Raw genomic sequence first — 23124 nt, 5'->3', positions numbered from 1 at the left:
ACAAAATGAAAGTAGCTGTAGTAGGCTCTACCGGAATGGTGGGTCAGGTTATGCTTAAAGTTCTCGAAGAGAGAAACTTCCCTATCACAGAATTAATTCCGGTAGCTTCGGAAAAATCTATTGGTAAAAAGGTGAAGTATAAACAGGATGAATTTACCATCGTAAGCATGAACGACGCTATAGCTGCCAAACCTGAAATCGCTATTTTCTCGGCAGGAGGCGGAACTTCTCTGGAGTTTGCTCCTCTTTTCGCTGAAGCAGGAACTACGGTTATTGATAATTCTTCAGCATGGAGAATGGATCCTACTAAAAAACTGGTGGTTCCGGAAATCAATGCAAATGTTCTAACGAAGGAAGACAAGATCATCGCCAATCCGAACTGTTCTACGATCCAGTTGGTTATGGTTTTAGGTCCGCTGAATAAAAAATATGACTTAAAAAGAGTCATCGTTTCTACTTATCAGTCGGTGACAGGAACGGGTAAAGCAGCTGTAGATCAATTGAATGCCGAAATTTCGGGAGATAACAGTGCAGAAAAAGTTTATCCTTACCAAATCTTCAAAAATGCTTTGCCACATTGCGATGTTTTTGCAGAGGATGATTACACCAAAGAAGAAATTAAACTCATGAAAGAGCCTAAAAAGATTTTGGGTGATGACACTTTCAATTTGACAGCAACAGCTGTAAGAGTTCCGGTTCAGGGAGGACATTCTGAAAGCGTGAATATCGAATTTGAAAATGAATTTGATCTGGATGAAGTAAGAAAAATCTTATCTGAAACTCCGGGAGTTGTTGTAATGGATAACGTAAAAAACAACGAATATCCAATGCCTTTATATTCTGAAGGAAAAGATGAAGTTTTCGTGGGAAGAATCCGAAGAGATCTTTCGCAACCGAAAACACTCAACCTGTGGATTGTCGCAGACAATCTGCGGAAAGGCGCAGCAACCAACGCTGTACAGATTGCAGAATACTTGGTAGCAAACAACTTAGTATAAACTAACAAAAAAGAAAAAGAGTCTCAAACGAGATTCTTTTTTTTATCAAATAATAAGCTTATAGCAAATCGCTTTCAGCTGTTAGCCTAAAAACAACCCCTAAAAGGATAGGCTAATCCATTTACGAAAATAAAATTGTTCAAAATTGAACGGTAAAATGATAGCAAATAAAATAAATAACGATAAAATAGGATTTCAGAAAATCATTGCAGCATTTGGGATTCTTCTGTTTATAGGAAAAATCATTGCATGGAAACTTACTGATTCCGACTCTGTTTTTTCTGATGCGATGGAAAGTATTGTCAATGTCATCAGTGCATTTATGGGATTATATTCGCTCTATCTCGCAGCAAAACCAAAAGATGAAGATCATCCTTACGGTCACGGAAAAGTAGAATTTGTCACCTCCGGAATTGAAGGCGCACTCATTTCTATTGCAGGATTAATGATTATCTATGAAGGGATCAATAGTTTGATCCGTGGAAAAATTCTCAGCGAACTCGACTGGGGAATTGCCATTATTTCTGCTACAGCCATAATCAACTACCTTCTCGGCTATATTTCTATCAAAAAAGGCGAAAAAGAAAATTCACTGGTTCTTATTTCTTCCGGAAAGCATTTGCAGTCCGACACCATTACTACTTTGGGCGTTGTCGCAAGTTTAATCATTGTATATTTCACTAAGATTTATTGGATTGATTCATTGGTTGCGCTACTGTTTGGATTATACATCATTTTCGTAGGATATAAAATCGTCAGAAAGTCTCTGAGCGGAATTATGGATGAGCAGGATCCTGAACTTCTCAATAAAATCATCGAACTCCTGGAAAACAACCGAAAAACAGAATGGATAGATATTCACAACATGAAAATTCAGCAATTCGGGTCATCCCTTCACATTGATGCGCACATTACGCTGCCTTGGTATTACAGTCTTCGTGAGGCACACAATGAGATGGAAAACGTGATCCTTCTTTTGGCTAGAAACACTAACAGAACGGTAGAGTTTAATTTTCACATGGACGATTGTAAACCTATCTCATGTTCTATCTGCCAAATCATGGATTGTCCGGTTCGGGAACATCCGCTGGTCAAACGTATCCCATGGACTCCCGAAAACGTCACAAGCGTAGAAAAGCACACTACTTTGAAGTTGAAATAAGTTGATTTTTTGTTATACCTAAAAGCTAACGGAGGAAAAATAAAAAGCTTTCGTGGATTTTACTAAATCCTTTAAAGGTTTTGGTAAAAAAGTTTTTGAAAATGATAACATTCAGATTTCCAATAAAAAATTTCTTCCGGGATAAATTGACCAGTATTACAAAAAAAATCTGGGCGCAGGATAATCTGAGCGGAAGGGTTCTCGTTGCACAGGGAGATCAGATTATTTATGAAAATTACCGAGGTTTTGCCAGAGAAAATAACCAAAAACCTATTGACAAAAATACTCCGCTTCATGTAGTTTCGGTTTCCAAAACATTAACAGCAAGGGCAATGATGAAGCTGCTAGAAACAGGCAAAATAAAACTTTCGGACGTTCCCGAAAGCTTGTAGCACCCCTGCAAGAAGTTTTCGGGACAATTGAAAGATTGGGGTATTATGCAAAAAAAAGCCTTGTCAAAGTTTGAGGTCTTGACAAGGCTTTTTCAAATGTATCTTCTGTAAAATCAGTCTCTCATTTTAGCAATCACATCAATTCCGCCTTTTGTTTTATCCCCAATTTTGCAGATGATTTCTGTATCTAATGGTAAGAATACATCCATTCTTGATCCGAATTTAATAAAGCCAAATTCATGTCCTGCTTTTGCATTATCCCCTTCATTACAGTAAAAAACAATTCTTCTGGCAACGTAGCCTGCAATTTGTCTGAAAACGACTTTATGATTGGTTAAACTTTCTACAGCAACGGTGGTTCTTTCATTTTCTGTAGAAGATTTTTCGTGCCACGCTACCAAATACTTTCCCGGATGATATTGCTTGTAAATCACTTTTCCCGATACCGGAAATCTGCAGATATGTACATTAAGCGGCGACATAAAAATAGAAATCTGAATGGCTTTTTCGTTTAAAAATTCTGATTCTTCTACTTCTTTAATCATGACTACTTTTCCGTCCACTGGGGCAATTACGTTTTCAACATGATCAAGAATATCACGGTTGGGAACTCTGAAGAACCAAAAAACCAGACTGTAAATTACCAGTAAAGGCACAATAATTAACAGGGAAAACATTTCCAGATAATAGATAGATACTGCAGCAATGACGGCAAAGACTATGGTTGCTACTGCAATTGTTCCTTTTGATTCTTTATGTAGTTTCATGTGTAGATTTTATAAGTAGATGATGATCTTTTACGATTAAATAAATTTTTCTAAAATAAAGTACAAATATACGACAGGAACACAAATGATAAAACTATCAAGCCTGTCTAAAACTCCGCCGTGTCCCGGGATAATATTGCCACTGTCTTTCACCCCGAAATTTCTTTTCAGCTGGCTTTCTACTAAATCTCCCAAAGGTGCAAATGCAGCAATCAGAAATCCTACTATCATCCAGTTTCCGCGAAGCTGAGGCTGATACATTTCAACAAAATAAGACAAAACTAAGGTTAGAACCACTCCACCTGCATAGCCTTCCCATGTTTTTTTAGGTGAAATTTTAGGTGCCATTTTATGTTTTCCAAAAAATTTTCCTACCAAATACGCAAAGGTATCGCTGCTCCAGATCAGGAGAAACAGAAAAAATACTTCAAGGGTAAAAGTATCATCAAAGTTTGAAAATTTAGGTAATCCTAAAGCTAGTGAAAACGGCAGTCCCACATAGATGGCAGTAAAGATGAGTTTTCCGCTGTCAAAATATAATTCGCTTGAAAATTTGAATAAGGTAACGATTGCAATGATCACTAAAGACAGCGCAAGGATTTCGTATAATCTGAAATTAAAGTAAAAATCGTGATGAAAAAATCTTTTAGAAAAAGTATAGAAGATGAATAATACGATAGGGAAAACAATCCATTTTTCATATCCTTTTCCAAATTGCATAATCCTGATGCACTCCCAAGTTCCTACGAGCAAAAAGAAACTCATCAAGCCATAAAACAGATACTGCTGCTTTACAAGTCCGGGAGAAACCGCATCCAGAAGCTGCGCTCCGAACGGAGTGGTACAAAGAAAAATTACGGCTACATAAACAAGCCCCGAAAGTGTTCTCTGAATAAGATTTTTGTCCAAAATTTAAAATTTAATCTGCTTATTAATCTTCCAGTAGAAGTAAAAAAAGCTTCGTATTGTTATTGGCAGCCGCATCCAGTTTAGAATGATTTCCGCTGATTGATGTAAGGTTTTTGATATTTCCGGTACGTTTTATTTTTCCCATAGCATCATTCAGATTATTGACAATCTGAGAAACATTTGCTATAATGATAATCTTACCGGGAAGCCTTGAGGAATGGTAGTGCAAAATATTATTATGAGAAAGCATAATCCTGCCGTCATAAGCGATTAAATATTCGCAGGTAATAAATGCGGCATCATTCGACTGCTGAAGTTCCGCATTATAGCTGGTCTTCAAAACATTCAGAAAGCCCTGCAAATCCTTATCGCAACAAAACAACGAACTGATTCCTTCAATCTTAATAATCTGATTCAAGGTCTGCAATGCTTCAGCCTCATCTGCACAATAGTTGAAAAACCCACCCGAATGAGTAAACAACTGCGCAAACTTATAATCGAGATCAGCATTTTTCAGCGAATCTCCAAGTTTTTCCAGGCTTTGCTTCTCCTCATCTTCAGGCTGATTGGTAAGTTTGCTTACAATTCTTTTAAATAAACTCAACTTAGTATATTTTTAGTCAACTTAGTACAAAAATAGAAAATATAATCCTAAAGAATCTAATAATATGACTTAAAAACAAAAAATTCCCGACAAATATTTATTTATCGGGAATTATGTTTAATATTAACCAAATTTTTAAATCTGTGTAGGGCTTTCCGGTGCTTGTATTTCTCCTTCGGCAATATTGCCTTCGTCATTATTTGGCTCCAGTCTGTTTTCCGGAATTGTATTGGTAACCGGCTTCTCTGTCAATTCAGGATCCCACGCTCTTTTTCCGAAAATTTCTTCCAGATCTTCACGGAAAATCACTTCTTTCTCAAGTAACTTTCCTGCCAAAGCATCCAGTTTATCTTTATTATCTCTAAGAATCTGCACTGCTCTATGATACTGATTTTCAATAATTAATTTAATCTCAGCATCAATTTTGGTAGCTGTTTCCTCAGAATAAGGTTTTCCGAAATTGTACTCAGATTGTCCCGAGCTGTCATAGTAAGAAATGTTACCGATATTAGGACTCAAACCATAAATTGTCACCATCGCCTGAGCTCTTTTTGTTACCGTTTCGAGATCTGAAAGTGCTCCTGTAGAAATGTTATTAAAAATAACCTGCTCTGCAGCTCTTCCTCCTAATGTAGCACACATTTCATCAAGCATTTGCTCGGTTGTCGTAAGCTGTCTTTCTTCCGGAAGATACCATGCTGCTCCTAACGAGCGCCCTCTTGGGACAATGGTTACTTTCAATAGCGGAGACGCATGCTCTACCAACCATGAAATTGTTGCGTGTCCTGCTTCGTGGTAAGCTACTCTTTTCTTTTCAGAAGGTTTGATTGCTTTGTTTTTCTTCTCAAGACCACCGATGATTCTGTCAACCGCATCAAGGAAATCCTGTTTAGTAACAGCTTCGTGATTGTTTCTTGCCGCAATAAGTGCTGCTTCATTACAAACATTCGCTATATCTGCCCCACTGAAACCAGGAGTCTGCTTTGCTAAAAACTCTCTGTCTACAGTATCGTCCATCTTTATTTTACTCAAATGAACATCAAAAATCTGTCTTCTTTCATGAAGTTCCGGCAAATCTACAAAAATGGAACGGTCAAAACGACCAGCTCTCATCAACGCTTTATCTAAAATATCTGCTCTGTTGGTTGCCGCCATTACAATTACGTTGGTATCTGTTCCGAAACCATCCATTTCTGTTAAAAGCTGATTCAGGGTATTTTCTCTTTCATCGTTTCCGCCTGAAAAATTGTTCTTTCCTCTTGCCCGTCCGATGGCATCAATCTCATCAATGAAAATAATTGCCGGAGACTTTGCTTTCGCCTGAGCAAAAAGATCTCTTACTCTGGAAGCTCCAACTCCAACGAACATTTCCACAAAATCTGAACCCGAAAGAGAAAAGAAAGGCACTTTTGCTTCACCTGCAACTGCTTTCGCCAGCAAGGTTTTACCAGTACCCGGAGGACCCACCAAAAGTACTCCTTTAGGAATTTTACCTCCCAATTTTGTATATTTTTCAGAATTTTTAAGAAAATCTACAACTTCCTGTACTTCTTCTTTTGCACCTTCCAATCCTGCAACATCTTTGAATGTCACCTGGATTCTTTCTTTTTCGTCAAAAAGTTTAGCTTTAGACTTTCCAATTGAGAAAATTTGTCCACCAGGACCGCCGCTGCTTCCCATCTTTCTGAAAAGGATGAAATAAAAAAGTCCCAAAATACCAATCCATACCAGTGCCTGAATAAGAAATCCCATCAATGGACTTTCGCCTTCTGCATAATCTTTGGTTGTTTTCAAAGCCGGGTTTTCTGATTTCAGCGTTTCAAACTTTGACAGAAACAACTGTAGATCACCATACTTTAATGTATAATCCGCTTTCGGAGACATCCCAAAAGAAGGAAATGCAGTGGGTGCTTTATCTTTAGCCTGTACACTTTCTGTTTTTGCTTCTTTTGTTAGATAAACATCTGCCTTTTGTGCCTGCTTATCTATTAAAACTTTCTGAACTTTTCCCGCCTGCATTGTTCTGAAAAACGTATCCTCATCCATAGATTTTGCACCGCTGTCACCAAATGAATTAGCAACAAAAAACAGCAAAAGAGCTATAATTATTATTGGGAAAAACCAGTTAAATCCTTTATTATTCATTTATTACTTTTAAAATTTATATTGCGTTTTCAATTTTTGTGATTTTAGCATCACCCCAGAGTTCTTCAATGTCATAATATTCTCTGGTCTGCTTCTGAAAAATATGTACTACCACCGAAACATAATCTACCAAAACCCACATTGCATTTTCTGTCCCTTCTACATGCCAAGGTCTGTCGTGAAGCTCGTTTCTTACTTTCTTCTCAACACTTCCTGCTAATGCCGAAACCTGTGTGTTTGAATTTCCGTTGCAGATGATGAATGTTTCTGCTACTGAATTTTCGATATTGGAAAGGTCAAAAATCATGATATCCTCCCCTTTTACATCTTGGATAGCCTCAATAATTTTATCTATTAGTGCTTGCTTTTCTGCTGTTTTACTCATTAATGTATATATAATCTGCAAATTTATTGTTTTTCTTTCACTTTAGCCTTATTTTTAGCCCTTTAAAGTCTTAAAGTTTTCTTAAATGGATGACCTTTTTTACGTAAATAAATGTTCTTCTACTAATGACGAAATAAGCAATGTTTTACTTTATCATGATTTGGATTTTACAGCTCTTTATACTTTCTGTCAGACAAAAGGAAGAGGACAATATGGAAACCGATGGATTTCTTCTTCAGAAAAGAATCTTGCCTATACATTAGCAGTAAAAAATTCAGCTTTCGATAATTCGGATTTTCTGTTCAATTATTATACCGCAATTTGCGTGCAGACGTACGTTTCCCAACTCACAGGAAAGGAAGTGCAGATCAAATGGCCGAATGATATTATTTTAAATAAAAAGAAAATTGCCGGTATTTTAATTGAAAAAAAAAACATCAATCAAGAGGTTTATTTCATTACAGGAATCGGAATTAATATCTTACAGGAAAACTTTGATGAAATATCTAATGCCGGATCGCTTCTAACGCAAACAGGACAACGATTTAGCATGAAAATCTTTGCTGAAAATTTTCATTCTTTCTTTGTTGAAAAGCTAAAAAACATTCCGTCAGAAGATGAAATTATGAGCCATCTGAACGAACACTTATTCCGGAAAGACAAAGTTTCTGTTTTTGAAATAGATGGATTAAAACAAAATGGCATCATAAGAAACGCCGAAAAAAATGGAAAAATCTGCATTGAATTAGAAACCGGAGTGCAGTCTTTCTATTTGAAAGAGATTAAACTCCTTTACTGATTGGCTCGCTTCAGGTACAAAAATAAAGTAACCGGAAGAAACACAATGTTTGGAAACCACATTGCCAATGCCGGAGACATACTCTTGTTTTCTGAAACCACTTTTAATGCTTCAAAAGAAAATACAAAAACAAAAGCCAGAGAAATTCCTATAGCGAGATTAATTCCTAAACCGCCTCTTTTCTTTTGTGAAGAAAGCGAAAGTGCCAGAAAAGTAAGAATAATAATGGAAACAGGCATTGAAGTACGCTGGTGAAACTCGTTCAGGTGAGAGTTGAGATTGCTGTTTCCTTTTTCTTTTTCTCTTTCAATGAATTTAATAAGTTCCGGAGTAGTTTTATTCTGTCCTAAAAGCTCATTTGGAAATAATTCTTCAGGATCCTGTCCGAAATTTTTTCTTATCTCAAAACCATGCCCCAGTTTCTCGGAATCATCCTTGTTGATGGTTTTTTCCAGATAGCTGTTGAGCACAAAATTCTTTTTCTCCTGTTCCCAGAAAACATCGGTAGATTTCAGCTCATAAATTAATTTTCTGTTTTTATCAAATTTCTGGTAGAGAAAACCGTAGCCTCTTTTCTCTCTCTTATTCCATGAGTTGATAAAGATATACTCCATTTTACTCAGCTGAGCAGAAACAGGAGCTGTACCCAGAATTTTTTCTTTATTTGCGGTGTTGTAAGTATAAGCTTCCAGTTGATTTTTCTTGATATTCGCCCACGGTAATACAAAGTGATTGACCCCCAATGAGACCACAGCAATAAACAATGAGGTCAGCAAGTAGGGTCTGGCAAATCTGTGAAAGCTTGCACCACTGCTTATAATAGCAACAATCTCGGTGTTATTTGCCATTCTTGAGGTAAAATAAATAACCGAAATAAAAACAAGAATTGCCAAAAATGTAACCACAAGGTTTATAATCCAGAACGGATAGAAATTAACCAAAAAATAGCTAACATCCAGTTTAGGATCAATTTGCGTTGCTCTTTCTATTCGCGGAATTTTTTGCTGTACATCAATTACCAAAACGACAATAGACAGCAATACCAGCATAAACCCGAAGGTTCCGAGGTATTTTTTAACGATATATCCGTCTATTATTTTAAGCATAAATAATATTTAAAGCCTTTGTCTCAATACAGGAATTACAGAATCTTTCCATTGATAAAAATCTCCTGCTAAGATATGCTCTCTTGCCACTTTTACCAAATCAAGATAAAATGCAAGATTATGAATAGAAGCAATCTGCTTTGCAAGATATTCTTTAGATACAAATAAATGCCTTACATAGGCTTTTGAATATTCCTGATCTACAAAACTTGTCCCAAACTCATCCAGCGGCGAAAAATCTTTTTTCCATTTTTCGTTTTTCATATTGATAACACCCTGCCATGTAAAAAGCATTCCGTTTCTTGCATTTCTGGTTGGCATAACGCAATCCATCATATCAATTCCGAGACCGATAGATTCCAGAATATTCCATGGGGTTCCTACTCCCATCAGATATCTTGGTTTTTCTTTAGGCAAAATATCCGTGACCTCATCTGTAATTCTGTACATTTCTTCTTCCGGTTCACCAACAGAAAGACCGCCAATTGCATTTCCTTCAGCACCGGCTTCAGCAATTACTTCTGCTGAAATTTTTCTTAAATCTGAATATGTAGAACCCTGAACAATCGGGAAAAACCTCTGCTTATAACCATAAAGTTCAGGATTTTTTTCGTTCCACTCCATACATCTTTTCAGCCAGCGGTGCGTCATCTCCATTGATAGTTTCACTTGATTGTAATCACACGGATAAGCCACACACTCATCAAATGCCATAAATATATCTGCTCCGATCTGTCTCTGAATTTCCATAGACTTTTCCGGAGTGAATAAATGATAACTTCCGTCGATATGAGATTTGAACTTCACGCCTTCTTCGGACATCTTTCGGCTTCCAGAAAGCGAAAATACCTGAAAACCTCCCGAATCGGTAAGAATAGGAAGATCCCAATTCATAAATTTGTGTAAACCTCCTGCTTCCTGCATGACTTCAATTCCCGGGCGAAGATATAGGTGATAGGTATTTCCGAGGATAATCTGCGCCTTTACATCTTCTTTAATCTCTCTCTGATGCACTGTTTTCACACTTGCAACTGTCCCCACAGGCATAAATATAGGAGTCTGAATATTCCCGTGATCGGTAGACAAAACACCTGCTCTTGCTTTCCCTTCTGAGGTTTTTTCTATATTAAAAAAATTCATTATATAACATTTAATACAATCCGTCATTTCCCAATGATGGTAAAAACAATTATCTGCGTTCCAGTTTCGGAAGATCATTAATGACCTGCCCAGATTCTTTTTTTATTTTATCAACAGCTTTTGGATCTTTTTCTTCAAGGATTTCCTGAGCCTCTTCTACGATGCCTTTCATCTTTTGTTTAATAACATAATATTTATAACTTTCAACAAAATCATCCGCTTTGATATTATAAGATTTAAGGATAAATCTTGTTCCGCTCTCCAGATTTTTGTCCGGATAAAGGAAAATTATCTGATCGTTGATTGCCATCTCTGCAATAATCTCTGCCATCTTATCCTGATCAATAAGATTCTTTGGTTTATCTATATATTCCGTACAGGAAAAAACAAACAGAAAAATAAAAAATCCTATAAGCTTTTTCATATGTATATTATTATGTATTAAAGGAATTGTATCTCAAAAATCAATCATTGATAATTGTGAAAAATTCTGATTTTACAACCTGTTAATTAAAGATTTCCACTTTAAGTTTAAAACTCCAAAAACTGCTTCATGAATAATTCCGCCATTCATTTTACTTTCGCCCAAAATTCTGTTGGTAAAAATAATAGGAACTTCTACAATTTTAAATCCTTTTTTAAAAGTTCTGAATTTCATTTCAATCTGAAAGCCATATCCTTTTAATTTCACATTATCTAATCCTATTTCTTCTAATACCTTTCTTGAAAAACAAACGAAACCCGCTGTTGTATCATGAATCGGAAGCCCTAAAATAAATCTCACATATTTAGAAGCAAAATAAGAAAGCAAAACTCTTCCCATTGGCCAATTGACTACATTTACTCCTTTAGAATAGCGCGATCCGACCGCCATATCAGCATTTTTACACGCTTCAAAAAGTCTCGGGAGATCTTTCGGATCATGAGAAAAATCGGCATCCATTTCAAATATATAATCATACTGATTCTGCAGCGCCCATTTAAACCCATGGATATAAGCTTTTCCCAACCCGTCTTTCACATGTCTTACAGAAAGATGAAGATGATGCGGAAACTTTGCCTGAAGACCTTTCACAATATCCGCTGTTTTATCAGGCGAAGAATCATCAACCACCAAAATATGAAAGTCTTCATTCAACGCAAAAACTGCAGAAATAATATTGGTAATATTTTCCTTTTCGTTGTAAGTCGGAATGATGACAAGTTTTTTCATTTCAGTTTGCAAAGATAGTTTATTTAAGCTTTTTATTTTATACAAAATAATCTATAATTTTGCAAAAAAATATTCTCTTGCCACTAACCCGTAATTTTGTGAATCACGTAAGAATACCCGAAAATAATGATTGGGTTGTCTTTACCCTTATTATATGTATATTTCTATACATTTTTATGATGAATGTGGTGGAGCGAGAGGCAAATCTCAAAGATTTTCTGCTTCAGAAATATTATAATGCAAGCAATAATCTCCCAAGCTGGATCATCACCTCTGTAGTGACAGTACTCTGTATGAGTATTTTGATTTCGCAGTACATTCCTATTGTTCCAAAATATATTGCAGAAATACAGCCTTTCGGCTACCAACTCAATAAAATTGGCTATACTCTGGTCATTGTATCTCTTTTTTATATTACAAGAGCCTTACTCGGGTATCTTTTTTATCAATCTATCGGCGATGGAAAAAAATGGAGCATATTTTATTTTACTTCCACCAAATTCTATTTTATTTTTTCTATTCTGCTGATTATTTTGTGCATAGCACACTATTATTTCCCGATTGACAGAAATGAAACATTTATTTATTATCTCAGCTTTTTTTGTTTCACGTTCATTTTCAAGGTATTTTTCTATTTGTTTCACAGAAACAATATCTTACCCCAAAAATGGTATTATAAATTTTTGTATATTTGCACGCTCCAAATGGCACCAATTCTGATGCTATGGAAGTTATTATTTATTTAATAAAGTACATGATGAGAATAAAATCAATATTGGTTTCTCAACCAGCGCCTAGTGAGTCTTCTCCTTATCTGGAAATTGCGAAGAAGGAAAAAATAAAGATTGACTTCCGCCCGTTTATCCACGTAGAAGGTGTAGACAACAAAGAACTTAGAACACAGAAAATAGACCTTACACAGTATACCGGTATTATTTTTACCAGTAAGAATGCTATTGACCATTATTTCAGACTTGCAGAAGAATTGAGGTTTGCAGTTCCTGATACGATGAGATACATCTGCCAGTCTGAGGCAATTGCCAACTATCTTCAGAAACATATCGTTTACAGAAAGAGAAAAATAAGTTTTGGTGAAAAGAATTTTTCAGATCTTTTGCCACTTTTCAAAAAATTTCCTTCCGAAAAATATTTATTGCCTTCTTCAGATCTTTTGAGCCCGGATATTGTAAAAACAATGGAAGCATCTAATGTTGACTGGACAAGAGCAATTATGTACCGTACAGTGTGCAGTGACTTAAGTGACATCAGTATAAAAGATTACGATATGCTGATCTTCTTCAGTCCGCAGGGAATCAAATCTTTACAGCAAAACTTCCCGGACTTCAAGCAGGAAGATACCAAAATAGGTGTTTTTGGTCCTACAACATCTGCCGCTGCCGAAGAAGCAGGACTGAAAGTAGATTTGATGGCTCCAACAAAAGAAACCCCTTCTATGACTATGGCATTAGAAAAATACATTAAAGTTTTACATAAGTAAAGTAAGATTTTTACATGATACAGCCGTCTTCCATAACAGGTAAGATGGCTTTTTTTTAACTACATTTGAACAAGAATTACATCAGATGAAAGCTCCACAGGCAAAAAAAATAGAAAAAACACTTGAAATACATGGCGATAAAAGAACAGATGCCTATTTCTGGATGAACGAAAGAGAAAATCCAGAAGTGTTACAATACCTTGAAGCAGAGAATGCCTACTCGGATTTTATAATGAAAGATACGGAACAGCTTCAGGAGGAACTGTTTGAGGAAATGAAAGCCCGATACAAGAAAGATGATGAGTCGCTGCCTTATTTCTTTAATGGCTATTGGTATATTGTTCGTTATGAAGAAGGAAAAGAATATCCTATTTTCTGCAGAAAATACAAAAGCCTTGACCATGAAGAAGAGATAATACTAGATGTAAACACCCTTGCCGAAGGAGAAGAGTTTTTTGAAGTAGCCAATGTTGCGGTAAGTCCCAACAACAAATTGGCTTCTTTTTCATCTGATAATGTAGGAAGAAGAATTTACACCCTCAATTTTAAAGATTTAAAAACCGGAGAAATTCTTCCTGACATTATAGAAAACACTACAGGAAAGGCAGTCTGGGCTAATGATAATGTGCATGTGTTTTACATCCGGAAAGATGAAAGTTTACGTGCATTTCAGGTTTACAGACACCAATTGGGAACCGATGCAGCAGAAGATGTACTGATTTTTCATGAGGAAGACGAAACTTTCGACGTGAATGTGTTTAAGACAAAATCTATGGAATATATTTTCATGGCGAGTTCCAGTACTATTTCAGATGAGCATCGTTTTATTCCCGCAGACAATGTTTTTGCAGAGTGGAAAATCATTCAGCCAAGAATAGACGATCTTGAATACTCTGTGGAGCATTATGAAGATGAATTTTATATTATTACCAATGCTGATGATGCTACCAATTTTAAGCTGGTAAAGACAAAAATCAATAATTGCGGGATGGAGAACTGGGTAGATGTCATCCCTCACCGCCCGGAAATTTTACTGGAGGGTTTTGAGATTTTTAAAAATTATCTTGTACTTGAAGAAAGAGAACAAGGCTTGCTTCAGATTAAAATTATTGACGAAAAAAATCAGGAATCTCATTATCTCAGTTTTTCAGATCCTACTTATACCGCTTACATAGGCATTAATCTTGAGTTTGATACAGAAGTTCTCCGCTACGGCTATACTTCTCTCACCAAACCAAACACAACGTATGAGTATAATATGAAAGATAAAACGACCAAAATGCTGAAGCAGCAGGAAGTTTTAGGCGGAAAATTTAATCCTGAAAATTATATCTCCGAAAGAATATGGGCAGATTCCAGAGATGGAGAAACAAAAATCCCACTCTCTCTGGTATATCATAAAGATACCAAAAAATCAGCCGAAACTCCGCTTCTTTTATATGGATACGGAAGCTATGGTCATACAGTAGACGCAAGTTTTTCTAATGTAAGACTATCAATCCTTGATAGAGGATTTATTTACGCTATTGCTCATATCAGAGGCGGCGAATACCTGGGAAGAGAATGGTATGAGGACGGAAAAATGTTATTCAAGAAAAACACATTTTTTGATTTTATAGATGCCGGAAAATTTTTAATTCAACAAAATTATACTTCCTCAAAACATTTGTACGCTATGGGAGGAAGTGCAGGCGGGCTTTTGGTAGGTGCGGTAATGAATTATGAACCTTCTTTATTCAACGGCATTATATCACAGGTTCCTTTTGTAGACGTTGTAACCACAATGCTTGACGAAACCATCCCTTTAACAACCGGTGAGTATGATGAATGGGGAAATCCAAATGATGAAGAATACTATGATTACATGAAAGAATACTCACCTTATGACAATGTGGAAGCAAAAGATTACCCGAATATTCTGATTACAACAGGCTTTCACGACTCTCAGGTGCAGTACTGGGAACCCGCAAAATGGACTGCAAAATTAAGAGAACTGAAAACAGATGATAACATTCTGATTTTTAAAACCGATATGAGTTCCGGACACGGAGGAGCAAGCGGAAGATTTGAATCTTTAAAAGAAGATGCGCTGGAATACGCCTTTCTCTTGAAAATTGACAAACAATAGAAAACGATGACATGGGCAATTATCTTTCTCTGTCTTTTTATTTCTTATTATCTTTTTCAGAAAAGTAAAATAAAAAGGATTGAAAAACAAGAATACGCACAGGAAAGGAAAAATCAAAAATTTGGTGAGTTGCTTGATCTTGCCAGAAAACAGGATCAGGAAAACTCAAAGAAAGATACAGCAAATGAAAAATGATAATTAACTGATAAAATTATGATCAACGAATCAGAATACTGGCAAAAAATAGAACAGTTTTTCATTGAAAATTTTGATACCGAAAAAAATGCACCAATTGAAACCTATCTCTTTTTAATTGGAGTTCAGGAACTTGGAAGCGGACAGCAGAAATATACTAAAGACGATAAGGTAAATCTCCTTCACATAGCAGTCTGCCGTTTGCTGGAGCCCTTCGGATATTTTAAATTTTCGCATTACGATGATGATGGTTATCCTCATTTTGAGGAAGTAGAAAAACTCCCGGAATTAAAACCCAACGAACAGCAGCTTTTGATGAAAAAAGCAATTATCCAATATTTTCAGGATGAAGAATTGATCTAAAAAACATCCGTTAAAGCTATCTAAATAGCTTTAACGGATGTTTTTTTTAATTATTAAATGATTTATTTATTGTCTCATCTGCGACCTGTTGGTAAAAGAAATAACAACACCTCCCAAAAGACCTAATGTTTTGATAGAGGCAAAGCTGGAATCTAATGGTAATGCAGCACCGATAATACATAATGCAGCAGCTGCATACATCGGATAGGTAAATTTAGTATTAACTAAAAGCGGAGCCTGTAAAATAAAACTTAGTCCTATAAGGATATAAAACAATCTTCTGGAAAGAAAAGAATTAATATCCTCCGAAAAAAGATTAAACCAACCCACTGCAATACAGATGATGGCTAAAATTGACAGAATTCCCTGAGCTGCCTGTAAATTATTTCTCATTAATAGCTTTCATTTTTATTTGGAAAATCCGATGTCTTTACATCTTGTACAAACTGCGAAACCGCTCCGGTAATTTCTGTGTATAAATCTAAATACCTTCTCAAAAACTTCGGTGAAAAACCTTTATTCATACCGATCATGTCGTGATACACCAAAACCTGCCCGTCACAATCCGGTCCGGCTCCTATTCCGATAGTTGGAATGGTGATACTCTCGGTAACTTTTTTAGCCAAATCAGCAGGGATTTTTTCTAAAACAACAGCGAAACACCCCAATTCCTCAAGCAGTTTTGCATCATTGATCAGCTTTTCTGCTTCAGCCTCTTCCTTGGCTCTCACTTTATATGTTCCGAACTGATAAATAGACTGCGGAGTCAAGCCTAAATGCCCCATAATCGGAATACCCGCATTGATAATTTTTTTAATAGATTTTGAAATCTCTTTTCCTCCTTCAATTTTAACAGCATGAGCCCCACCTTCTTTCATCATTCTTACAGCAGATTCCAGTGCTTTATCCGGGTTGCTTTGGTAAGTTCCGAATGGAAGATCCGCCACAATTAGCGCCCTGTCTATCCCTCTTACGACACTCTGCGTATGATAAATCATCTGATCCAGTGTTATAGGAAGCGTTGTTTCAAAACCCGCCATTACATTTGCCGCAGAATCACCGATCAATACAGTGTCTATCCCTCCTGCATCCACCATTTTTGCAGTAGTAAAATCGTAAGCGGTAAGCATGGTGATTTTTTCCTTATCGAATTTCATTTTTCGTAAGGTCTCAGTCGTAACTTTTTTTATTTCAGAATGTACAGACATAGTATAAGAGATGATTGATATTTAATAAATAAGAAAAACCATATTTGTCACAAATTTTGCTCATAAAAAAAATGATGATTGATTTATTAATAATCAATCATCTCGTATTATTTACAAAACAACGTGACCGAGCTTCATTAATTTTTCGTGATTAAGAATTTTGATATTTCTGCCATCGACTTCAATAAGCTGATCTCCTTTAAATTCGGAAATCAATCTGATGGCACTCTCCGTAGCAGTACCAATAATGTTGGCAATTTCTTCTCTCGTTAAAGAAATTTTGATGAAACCTTCAGGATCAGTACCCAATTTTTGTTCAAGAAGCAGTAAAATTTCGGCAAGCCTTTCTCTCACTGTTTTTTGCGCTAAAAAAGTAATGGTATTGGAAGATTCTCCCAGCTCGTAAGAAATCTTTTGAAGCATTACAAAGGACAGCTGAGAATCTACCTCAAGAAGATACATAAAAACGTCAGCCGGTAAAAAGGTAGCTTCAATGTCGGTCATTGCTTCAGCTTTTGCCTGAAAATTTTCACCACAAAGCAGAGATCGGTATCCCAAGATATCACCTTCTTTAATGAATCTGAGAATCTGATCTTTTCCGAAAGCTCCGGATTTTGAAAGCTTTGCTGCCCCTTTTTCTAGAACAAAAACACCTTTTGGTGCTTCTCCATCATCAAAAATAATATCGTGCTTTCCGAAAGTCAGCTTTTTTTTAGCTTTAATATATCTTTCAAAATCTGCACTGCTGAGCCTTTCTTTGAATGAATTATCATTGAAAACTCTTGCAAATCTTTCTTCAATGGCAATCTGTTGTTCCTGCGACATTTTATATGACATTTATCACAAAAATAGAACATTTTAATCCGATAAACAAAAAAAATTGTTATAATTTTGTAAGTCAATAATTTATGAAGGTGAGCGAAAACTGTTTTCATTGTGGGCAACAGATAGAAAAGGAGAGAATTTCTTTCGATGAAAAAATTTTCTGCTGCACAGGCTGCAAATCTGTCTATGAAATTCTGAATATCAATAATCTAAGTAATTTTTACGAACTCAATAAAAAAGCAGGAATCAGGCCATCAGATGACGACTCATCTCAGTTTGATTATCTCGACACTCAGGAAATTTTTGATAGAATAACAGATTTCTCAGAAGGAAATACCAGTCTGGTAACATTCAGAATCCCCGTTATTCATTGTTCGTCATGCATTTGGCTTTTAGAAAGTCTTCATACCCTACACAAAGACATTAAGTATTCGCAAGTTAATTTTACCAGAAAAACACTTCAGATTTCTTTTGATCACACCCAACTGAAACTGAGCGAACTGGCAAAATTCCTTACCAACCTCGGATACAAACCAGCCATAAACCTTGAAACAGCAGAAAAAAGTGAAGAAAACTTAGACAAATCGCTTTTAGTAAAACTGGCAATTGCAGGTTTCGCTTTCGGGAACGGAATGTTTCTGGCATTCCCCGAATATATCGGTGGAGAAGACGTATGGATGCAGCACTACAAGGGTTTATTTAGAATTTTAATGTTCTTATTATCAGTACCCGTTGTATTTTACTCAGCTTCAGATTATTACAAATCAGCTTGGTATGGCTTAAAAAATAAGATTGTCAATATTGATGTCCCTATTGTTTTAGGAATTTTCGTTTTGTTTGGAAGAAGCATCTACGAGATTGCTACAGACTATGGTCCCGGTTACTTTGATACCCTATGCGGTCTTTTATTTTTTATGCTTTTAGGCAAGATTTTCCAAAAGAGAACCTACAGCTCACTATCCTACGACAGAGATTACAAATCCTTTTATCCAATTGCTGTAACGAAAGTTGATTTTAACGGAAAACAGGAAAACATTTTGCTCTCCGAAATTAAAATCGGAGACAGAATTCTGGTGCGAAATCAGGAAATTATTCCTGTAGATGCAATTTTGATCAGCGGAAACGGTAATATAGACAACAGTTTCATCACAGGTGAAAGTGTAAGCATCTCTAAAAATCCGGGTGATAAAATTTTTGCCGGAGGAAAACAGATCGGCTCTTCTCTGGAGCTTGAAGTCATCAAAAACGTAGACCAAAGCTACCTTACTCAATTATGGAATAAAGAGGCGTTCAAAAAGCATGAAACCGGACTTGATACACTGATCAACAACATCAGTAAATACTTCACATTCATCATTTTAGGCATTGCCTTTATTGCAGGAACTTATTGGTATTTTATTGATCTTGAAAAAATGTTCCAGGTTGTCTCCGCCATTCTTATCATTGCCTGTCCTTGTGCTTTAGCACTATCTTCACCGTTTACTTTCGGACATATTATGCGGATTTTAGGCAGAAACAAGTTTTATGTAAAAGATACTTTAACCATAGAAAAAATTGCTAAAGTTGACACCCTTGTTTTTGATAAAACAGGAACAATTACTCATAGAAAAAAATCAAATTTAAAATATGAAGGCTCTGATATTCAGGAATTTGATTTATTAAATATTAAAAGTTTAGTCAAAAACTCAAATCACCCATTATCTAAATCTCTGTATGACTTTTTGAATGTTCCTGACGAATATTATCCTGTTGAAAATTTCGAAGAGATTTCAGGAAAAGGATATGAGGCTCAAATAAGAGGAAATTCATATAAAGTCGGCTCCGCAAAATACAACAATCAAGAGTCAAAAAACCTGGAAACAGCTGTTTACATCAGCAAAAACGACCAGTTTTTAGGTAAATTTATTTTCAAAAATGAGTATCGAAACAACCTCAAAGACTTATTTACCAAACTTACTCAATATAAGATTTACATTTTGAGCGGCGATAATTCGTCAGAAGAAAATCAGCTGAAAGAAATTATCCCGAACTGTAGTTCTATGGCTTTTAATCAAAGTCCCGAAGATAAATTAAACTACATACAAAAACTTCAGAATCACGGCTCTAAAGTAATCATGCTTGGTGACGGACTGAATGACGCAGGTGCGCTGAAGCAAAGCAACGTTGGAATTGCAATTTCAGATGACAGCAACAGCTTCACTCCATCTTCAGATGTGATTATGAATGGAGAAAAAGTAACGCAGCTCAATCACTACCTTGATGTCTGCAAAGGCTCTATTACAATTGTTAAATTAACATTCGTAATCAGTTTTCTTTACAATATTGTAGGTTTGAGTTTCGCTGTAACCGGAAATATGAGCCCACTCTTTGCCGCTATTATCATGCCGATAAGCTCTATCACAGTCATCACTTTCACTACGGTTTCAACATGGATTTTGGGTAGAAAGCATTTTAAAAAACCAGCTTAAACCGGCTTATTTAGACTGATTTTAAATTAACCAAAACCCGTATTTCGTGACGAAAGTCATTATTTTTCACTAAATTTGAACCCCGAAAATAGGTTAATTTTGTTGTCAGATGGATATTCTATATTTAATGATCCTGTGCAGCGTTTCTTTGGCTGCCGTTTTTCTGGTCGTATTTATAGTGTATGCCCGAAAAGGACAGTTTGAAGATGACGAATCTCCTGCTGTGAGAATCCTCTTTGATAATGAAGAAATCAAGGAAACAGAAGACCTTTCGAGCAACGATAGCGAAAAGAAAAAAGGTGATAGTAATAAATTTGAAGAAAAAAGTGAATAGTTAATATGGAGACACAAAAGTTTAGTTATGACAACAATATTGTTCGTGCATTCCTATACGCAACCATAGTTTTTGGAATTATTGGTTTCGTATTCGGGCTTACAGCAGCATTGATGCTTTTCTATCCTGAATTGCCTGAATTTTTGTTCGGGACCGATGACGAAACAATCAAAAGTCTGGCGTCAGGAAACATACAAGGCTTAATTAATACCAACGGTGCATTAGGTTTTGGAAGAATCAGAATGCTTCACACCACAACGGTAATTTTTGCATTCGTTTGTAACATTGTTTATGTGGGAGTTTATTACTCACTACAGAGACTTCTAAAAACAAGAATGTATAGCGATACGCTTTCATGGATCCACTTCTGGACATGGCAGATCATGATCGTTGCTACTTTCATCACATTCTTTATGGGGATCAATACCTCTAAAGAATATGCTGAGCATGAGTGGCCAATTGATATTCTGATTACTTTCTCATGGGTAATTTTCGGGATCAACATGTTTTTAACAATAGGAAAAAGAAGAGTTCGTCACCTTTACGTTGCTATTTGGTTCTATATCGGGACATGGATCGCAGTTGCCATGCTTCATATCTTCAATAATCTTGAGGTTCCTTTATCATTCACAGGATGGAAATCATACTCTGCCTACGCTGGAGTAAAAGATGCTATCGTACAATGGTGGTATGGTCACAATGCTGTTGCATTTGTATTGACAACACCAGTTCTTGGTTTGATGTATTACTTCTTACCAAAAGCAGCAGACAGACCAGTGTTTTCATATAAATTATCAATCATTCACTTCTGGTCATTAATATTCGTATACATTTGGGCAGGACCTCACCACCTTCAGTATACTGCTTTACCGGCATGGGCTCAAGCGGTGGGAACAGGTTTCTCAATTATGCTTATAGCACCATCATGGGGCGGAATGCTTAACGGTTTATTAACTTTAAGAGGAGCTTGGGACAAAGTAAGAGAAAATCCTATTCTTAAATTCTTTGTTGTAGCTGTTACCTGTTATGGAATGGCAACTTTTGAAGGACCGCTTTTGGCTACAAAAAACATCAATAAAATCGGTCACTTCACCGACTGGGTAATCGGACACGTACATTTGGGTGCTTTAGGATGGAATGGTTTCATGGCATTTGGTGTTATTTACTATTTGATCCCTATCATGTGGAGAACAAAACTTTGGTCTGTAAAACTAGCTAACTGGCATTTCTGGTTAGGTACTTTAGGAATCATTTTCTATGCAGTCCCAATGTATATTGCAGGATTTACACAAGGTTTGATGTGGAAACAGTTTAATCCGGACGGAACTCTGCTATGGAAAAACTGGTTAGATACTGTTACAGCTATTATTCCATATTATAAAATGAGATTTGTAGGAGGGTTATTCTATCTTTCAGGAGGTCTTTTAATGGTTGTTAATGCCTATATGACTATTAAAAAAGGATCATTCCAAAAAGAAGTTCCTGCGGAAGCTCCTGCACTGGCAAACATCAGCAACAAGAGAAAAGAGGGAGAAGGTACTCACCTTTGGCTGGAAAGAATGCCTCTATTATTAGGTATTTTATCTTTCGTAGCAATTTCTATAGGAAGTATGGTAGAAATTATTCCGACGCTTTCATTAAAGAAAAGTGTACCAACAATTTCAGCAGTAAAACCATACTCTCCGCTTGAACTGGAAGGTAGAGATCTCTATATCCGCGAAGGTTGTAATGCCTGTCACTCACAAATGGTAAGACCATTCAGAGATGAGATCGTAAGATTTAACGGTAAAAACGGACAATATTCCAAAGCTGGCGAATTTGTATACGACAGACCATTCTTGTGGGGCTCTAAAAGAACAGGACCGGATTTACACAGAGAAGGAGGTAAAAACCCAAGTTCTTGGCATTATAAGCACATGTACAATCCGAGATCTACATCAGCAGGCTCTATCATGCCTCGTTATCCTTGGTTGATTTCAAACAATTTAGACCGTTCAAAAATGGTAGATAAAATTGTTTTCATGAAACAGGTATATGATGTTCCTTACACAAAAGCTCAGATTGACTCTGCTGATAAATGGGCAGATAATCAGGCTGCGAATATTGTAAAAGACATCTTTGTGGAAGCTGCAGATTTGAAAAATGAATATGCAAAGAGACCAAAAGGTGAACTTGAGAAAAAAGAAATTGTTGCTTTGATTGCCTACTTACAAAGATTAGGTACCGATATTAAAACAACTGAAATAAAAACAGCAAGTAATAACTAAAATATTAAAAGTTACTAATGATTCCTCAAAACTTTAAAGATATATTATCCAATACTGATAATGCAGGTTTTTATCAGACCCTGGCTCTGATATTCTTTATGCTGTTTTTCGTGGCTCTTGTAATATATGTTTTCAGCAGACCAAAAAAATATTACAGAGAAGAAGAACATGCGCCACTTGGGGATGACGAGGATGATTTTAATTTAAAAAATTAAACT

Annotated in this window: 25 protein-coding genes; 13 read left to right on the top strand and 12 right to left on the bottom strand. The window is 36.1% G+C overall.

What is annotated here, in order from left to right; all coding sequences use genetic code 11:
* Window positions 1–5 precede the first annotated feature (5 nt).
* The 3 genes from FOL89_RS03700 (at window position 6) to FOL89_RS03690 (ending at window position 2552) form a co-directional block, all read left to right on the top strand.
* A complete protein-coding gene (locus tag FOL89_RS03700; RefSeq protein WP_144281498.1) occupies window positions 6–998 on the top strand; it encodes an aspartate-semialdehyde dehydrogenase in 993 nt (330 codons plus the stop codon).
* A 157-nt stretch (window positions 999–1155) separates the two neighbouring features.
* Window positions 1156–2160, top strand: coding sequence for a cation diffusion facilitator family transporter (locus FOL89_RS03695; protein ID WP_144281497.1), 1005 nt, complete (start codon window positions 1156–1158; stop codon window positions 2158–2160).
* Window positions 2161–2261: 101 nt separating this feature from the next.
* The gene (locus FOL89_RS03690) at window positions 2262–2552 is read left to right on the top strand and encodes a serine hydrolase (RefSeq protein ID WP_144281496.1); all 291 of its coding nucleotides are present in this window, start codon (window positions 2262–2264) and stop codon (window positions 2550–2552) included.
* A gap of 113 nt (window positions 2553–2665) precedes the next feature.
* Here the strand turns inward: FOL89_RS03690 and FOL89_RS03685 are convergent, their stop codons facing one another.
* The 5 genes from FOL89_RS03685 to rsfS form a co-directional block, all read right to left on the bottom strand.
* Complete coding sequence (locus tag FOL89_RS03685; protein ID WP_144281495.1) at window positions 2666–3319, bottom strand: phosphatidylserine decarboxylase family protein; 654 nt, start codon at window positions 3317–3319, stop codon at window positions 2666–2668.
* A gap of 36 nt (window positions 3320–3355) precedes the next feature.
* Entirely contained in the window at window positions 3356–4228 is an 873-nt protein-coding gene (locus tag FOL89_RS03680; protein ID WP_144281494.1) for a phosphatidate cytidylyltransferase, read from the bottom strand.
* Window positions 4229–4250: 22 nt separating this feature from the next.
* The gene (locus tag FOL89_RS03675) at window positions 4251–4832 is read right to left on the bottom strand and encodes an LUD domain-containing protein (RefSeq protein ID WP_144281493.1); all 582 of its coding nucleotides are present in this window, start codon (window positions 4830–4832) and stop codon (window positions 4251–4253) included.
* Window positions 4833–4967: 135 nt separating this feature from the next.
* The gene (ftsH, locus tag FOL89_RS03670; protein WP_144281492.1) at window positions 4968–6977 is read right to left on the bottom strand and encodes an ATP-dependent zinc metalloprotease FtsH; all 2010 of its coding nucleotides are present in this window, start codon (window positions 6975–6977) and stop codon (window positions 4968–4970) included.
* A gap of 16 nt (window positions 6978–6993) precedes the next feature.
* Entirely contained in the window at window positions 6994–7362 is a 369-nt protein-coding gene (rsfS, locus tag FOL89_RS03665) for a ribosome silencing factor (RefSeq protein ID WP_144281491.1), read from the bottom strand.
* Between the two features lie 85 nt (window positions 7363–7447).
* On the opposite strand from rsfS, the gene FOL89_RS03660 reads away from it, so the two are divergent.
* Complete coding sequence (locus FOL89_RS03660) at window positions 7448–8161, top strand: biotin--[acetyl-CoA-carboxylase] ligase (RefSeq protein ID WP_144281490.1); 714 nt, start codon at window positions 7448–7450, stop codon at window positions 8159–8161.
* Here the strand turns inward: FOL89_RS03660 and FOL89_RS03655 are convergent.
* The 4 genes from FOL89_RS03655 to FOL89_RS03640 form a co-directional block, all read right to left on the bottom strand.
* Window positions 8155–9267 (bottom strand): LptF/LptG family permease, encoded by a 1113-nt coding sequence (locus FOL89_RS03655; protein ID WP_144281489.1) that lies wholly within the window; start codon window positions 9265–9267, stop codon window positions 8155–8157. The genes FOL89_RS03660 and FOL89_RS03655 overlap by 7 nt on opposite strands.
* Window positions 9268–9276: 9 nt before the next feature.
* Complete coding sequence (gene tgt / locus FOL89_RS03650; RefSeq protein WP_144281488.1) at window positions 9277–10407, bottom strand: tRNA guanosine(34) transglycosylase Tgt; 1131 nt, start codon at window positions 10405–10407, stop codon at window positions 9277–9279.
* A gap of 49 nt (window positions 10408–10456) precedes the next feature.
* The gene (locus FOL89_RS03645) at window positions 10457–10831 is read right to left on the bottom strand and encodes a DUF4296 domain-containing protein (protein ID WP_144281487.1); all 375 of its coding nucleotides are present in this window, start codon (window positions 10829–10831) and stop codon (window positions 10457–10459) included.
* 72 nt (window positions 10832–10903) lie between these two features.
* Window positions 10904–11620 carry a polyprenol monophosphomannose synthase gene (locus FOL89_RS03640; protein WP_144281486.1) on the bottom strand — a complete coding sequence of 239 codons (717 nt, stop codon included), beginning with the start codon at window positions 11618–11620 and terminating at the stop codon, window positions 10904–10906.
* 98 nt (window positions 11621–11718) lie between these two features.
* Here FOL89_RS03640 and FOL89_RS03635 point away from each other — a divergent pair, with 98 nt between their 5' ends.
* The 5 genes from FOL89_RS03635 (at window position 11719) to FOL89_RS03615 (ending at window position 15804) form a co-directional block, all read left to right on the top strand.
* Window positions 11719–12366: a DUF4271 domain-containing protein gene (locus FOL89_RS03635; protein ID WP_228444850.1), complete on the top strand. Its 648-nt coding sequence runs from the start codon at window positions 11719–11721 to the stop codon at window positions 12364–12366.
* An 11-nt stretch (window positions 12367–12377) separates the two neighbouring features.
* Window positions 12378–13118 carry a uroporphyrinogen-III synthase gene (locus FOL89_RS03630; RefSeq protein ID WP_144281568.1) on the top strand — a complete coding sequence of 247 codons (741 nt, stop codon included), beginning with the start codon at window positions 12378–12380 and terminating at the stop codon, window positions 13116–13118.
* Between the two features lie 85 nt (window positions 13119–13203).
* A complete protein-coding gene (locus FOL89_RS03625; RefSeq protein ID WP_144281484.1) occupies window positions 13204–15246 on the top strand; it encodes a S9 family peptidase in 2043 nt (680 codons plus the stop codon).
* 6 nt (window positions 15247–15252) lie between these two features.
* Window positions 15253–15441: a hypothetical protein gene (locus FOL89_RS03620; protein ID WP_144281483.1), complete on the top strand. Its 189-nt coding sequence runs from the start codon at window positions 15253–15255 to the stop codon at window positions 15439–15441.
* Between the two features lie 18 nt (window positions 15442–15459).
* Window positions 15460–15804 carry a hypothetical protein gene (locus tag FOL89_RS03615; RefSeq protein WP_165450388.1) on the top strand — a complete coding sequence of 115 codons (345 nt, stop codon included), beginning with the start codon at window positions 15460–15462 and terminating at the stop codon, window positions 15802–15804.
* A 66-nt stretch (window positions 15805–15870) separates the two neighbouring features.
* Here the strand turns inward: FOL89_RS03615 and FOL89_RS03610 are convergent, their stop codons facing one another.
* From FOL89_RS03610 to FOL89_RS03600, 3 genes are all read right to left on the bottom strand, one after another.
* A complete protein-coding gene (locus FOL89_RS03610; RefSeq protein ID WP_144281482.1) occupies window positions 15871–16197 on the bottom strand; it encodes a hypothetical protein in 327 nt (108 codons plus the stop codon).
* Window positions 16197–17012, bottom strand: coding sequence for a 3-methyl-2-oxobutanoate hydroxymethyltransferase (gene panB, locus FOL89_RS03605; RefSeq protein ID WP_144281481.1), 816 nt, complete (start codon window positions 17010–17012; stop codon window positions 16197–16199). Before panB ends, FOL89_RS03610 begins: the two co-directional genes overlap by 1 nt.
* A gap of 111 nt (window positions 17013–17123) precedes the next feature.
* Window positions 17124–17837, bottom strand: a complete 714-nt coding sequence (locus tag FOL89_RS03600; protein WP_144281480.1) for a Crp/Fnr family transcriptional regulator — start codon at window positions 17835–17837, stop codon at window positions 17124–17126.
* 89 nt (window positions 17838–17926) lie between these two features.
* Here FOL89_RS03600 and FOL89_RS03595 point away from each other — a divergent pair, with 89 nt between their 5' ends.
* The 4 genes from FOL89_RS03595 to FOL89_RS03580 all read left to right on the top strand — a co-directional run bounded on the left by FOL89_RS03595 (window position 17927) and on the right by FOL89_RS03580 (window position 23121).
* Entirely contained in the window at window positions 17927–20305 is a 2379-nt protein-coding gene (locus FOL89_RS03595) for a heavy metal translocating P-type ATPase (protein ID WP_185146904.1), read from the top strand.
* 109 nt (window positions 20306–20414) lie between these two features.
* Complete coding sequence (ccoS, locus tag FOL89_RS03590; RefSeq protein WP_089741651.1) at window positions 20415–20639, top strand: cbb3-type cytochrome oxidase assembly protein CcoS; 225 nt, start codon at window positions 20415–20417, stop codon at window positions 20637–20639.
* Window positions 20640–20644: 5 nt separating this feature from the next.
* Entirely contained in the window at window positions 20645–22906 is a 2262-nt protein-coding gene (gene ccoN, locus FOL89_RS03585; protein ID WP_144281478.1) for a cytochrome-c oxidase, cbb3-type subunit I, read from the top strand.
* 17 nt (window positions 22907–22923) lie between these two features.
* Complete coding sequence (locus FOL89_RS03580) at window positions 22924–23121, top strand: cbb3-type cytochrome oxidase subunit 3 (protein WP_144281477.1); 198 nt, start codon at window positions 22924–22926, stop codon at window positions 23119–23121.
* The last annotated feature ends 3 nt before the right edge of the window (window positions 23122–23124 follow it).

It is taken from the genome of Chryseobacterium echinoideorum (genome assembly GCF_007474535.1).
Lineage (GTDB): Bacteria > Bacteroidota > Bacteroidia > Flavobacteriales > Weeksellaceae > Chryseobacterium > Chryseobacterium echinoideorum.
The sequence above is the reverse complement of the archived record's forward strand: the minus strand, read 5'-3'. Positions and strand labels throughout refer to the sequence as shown.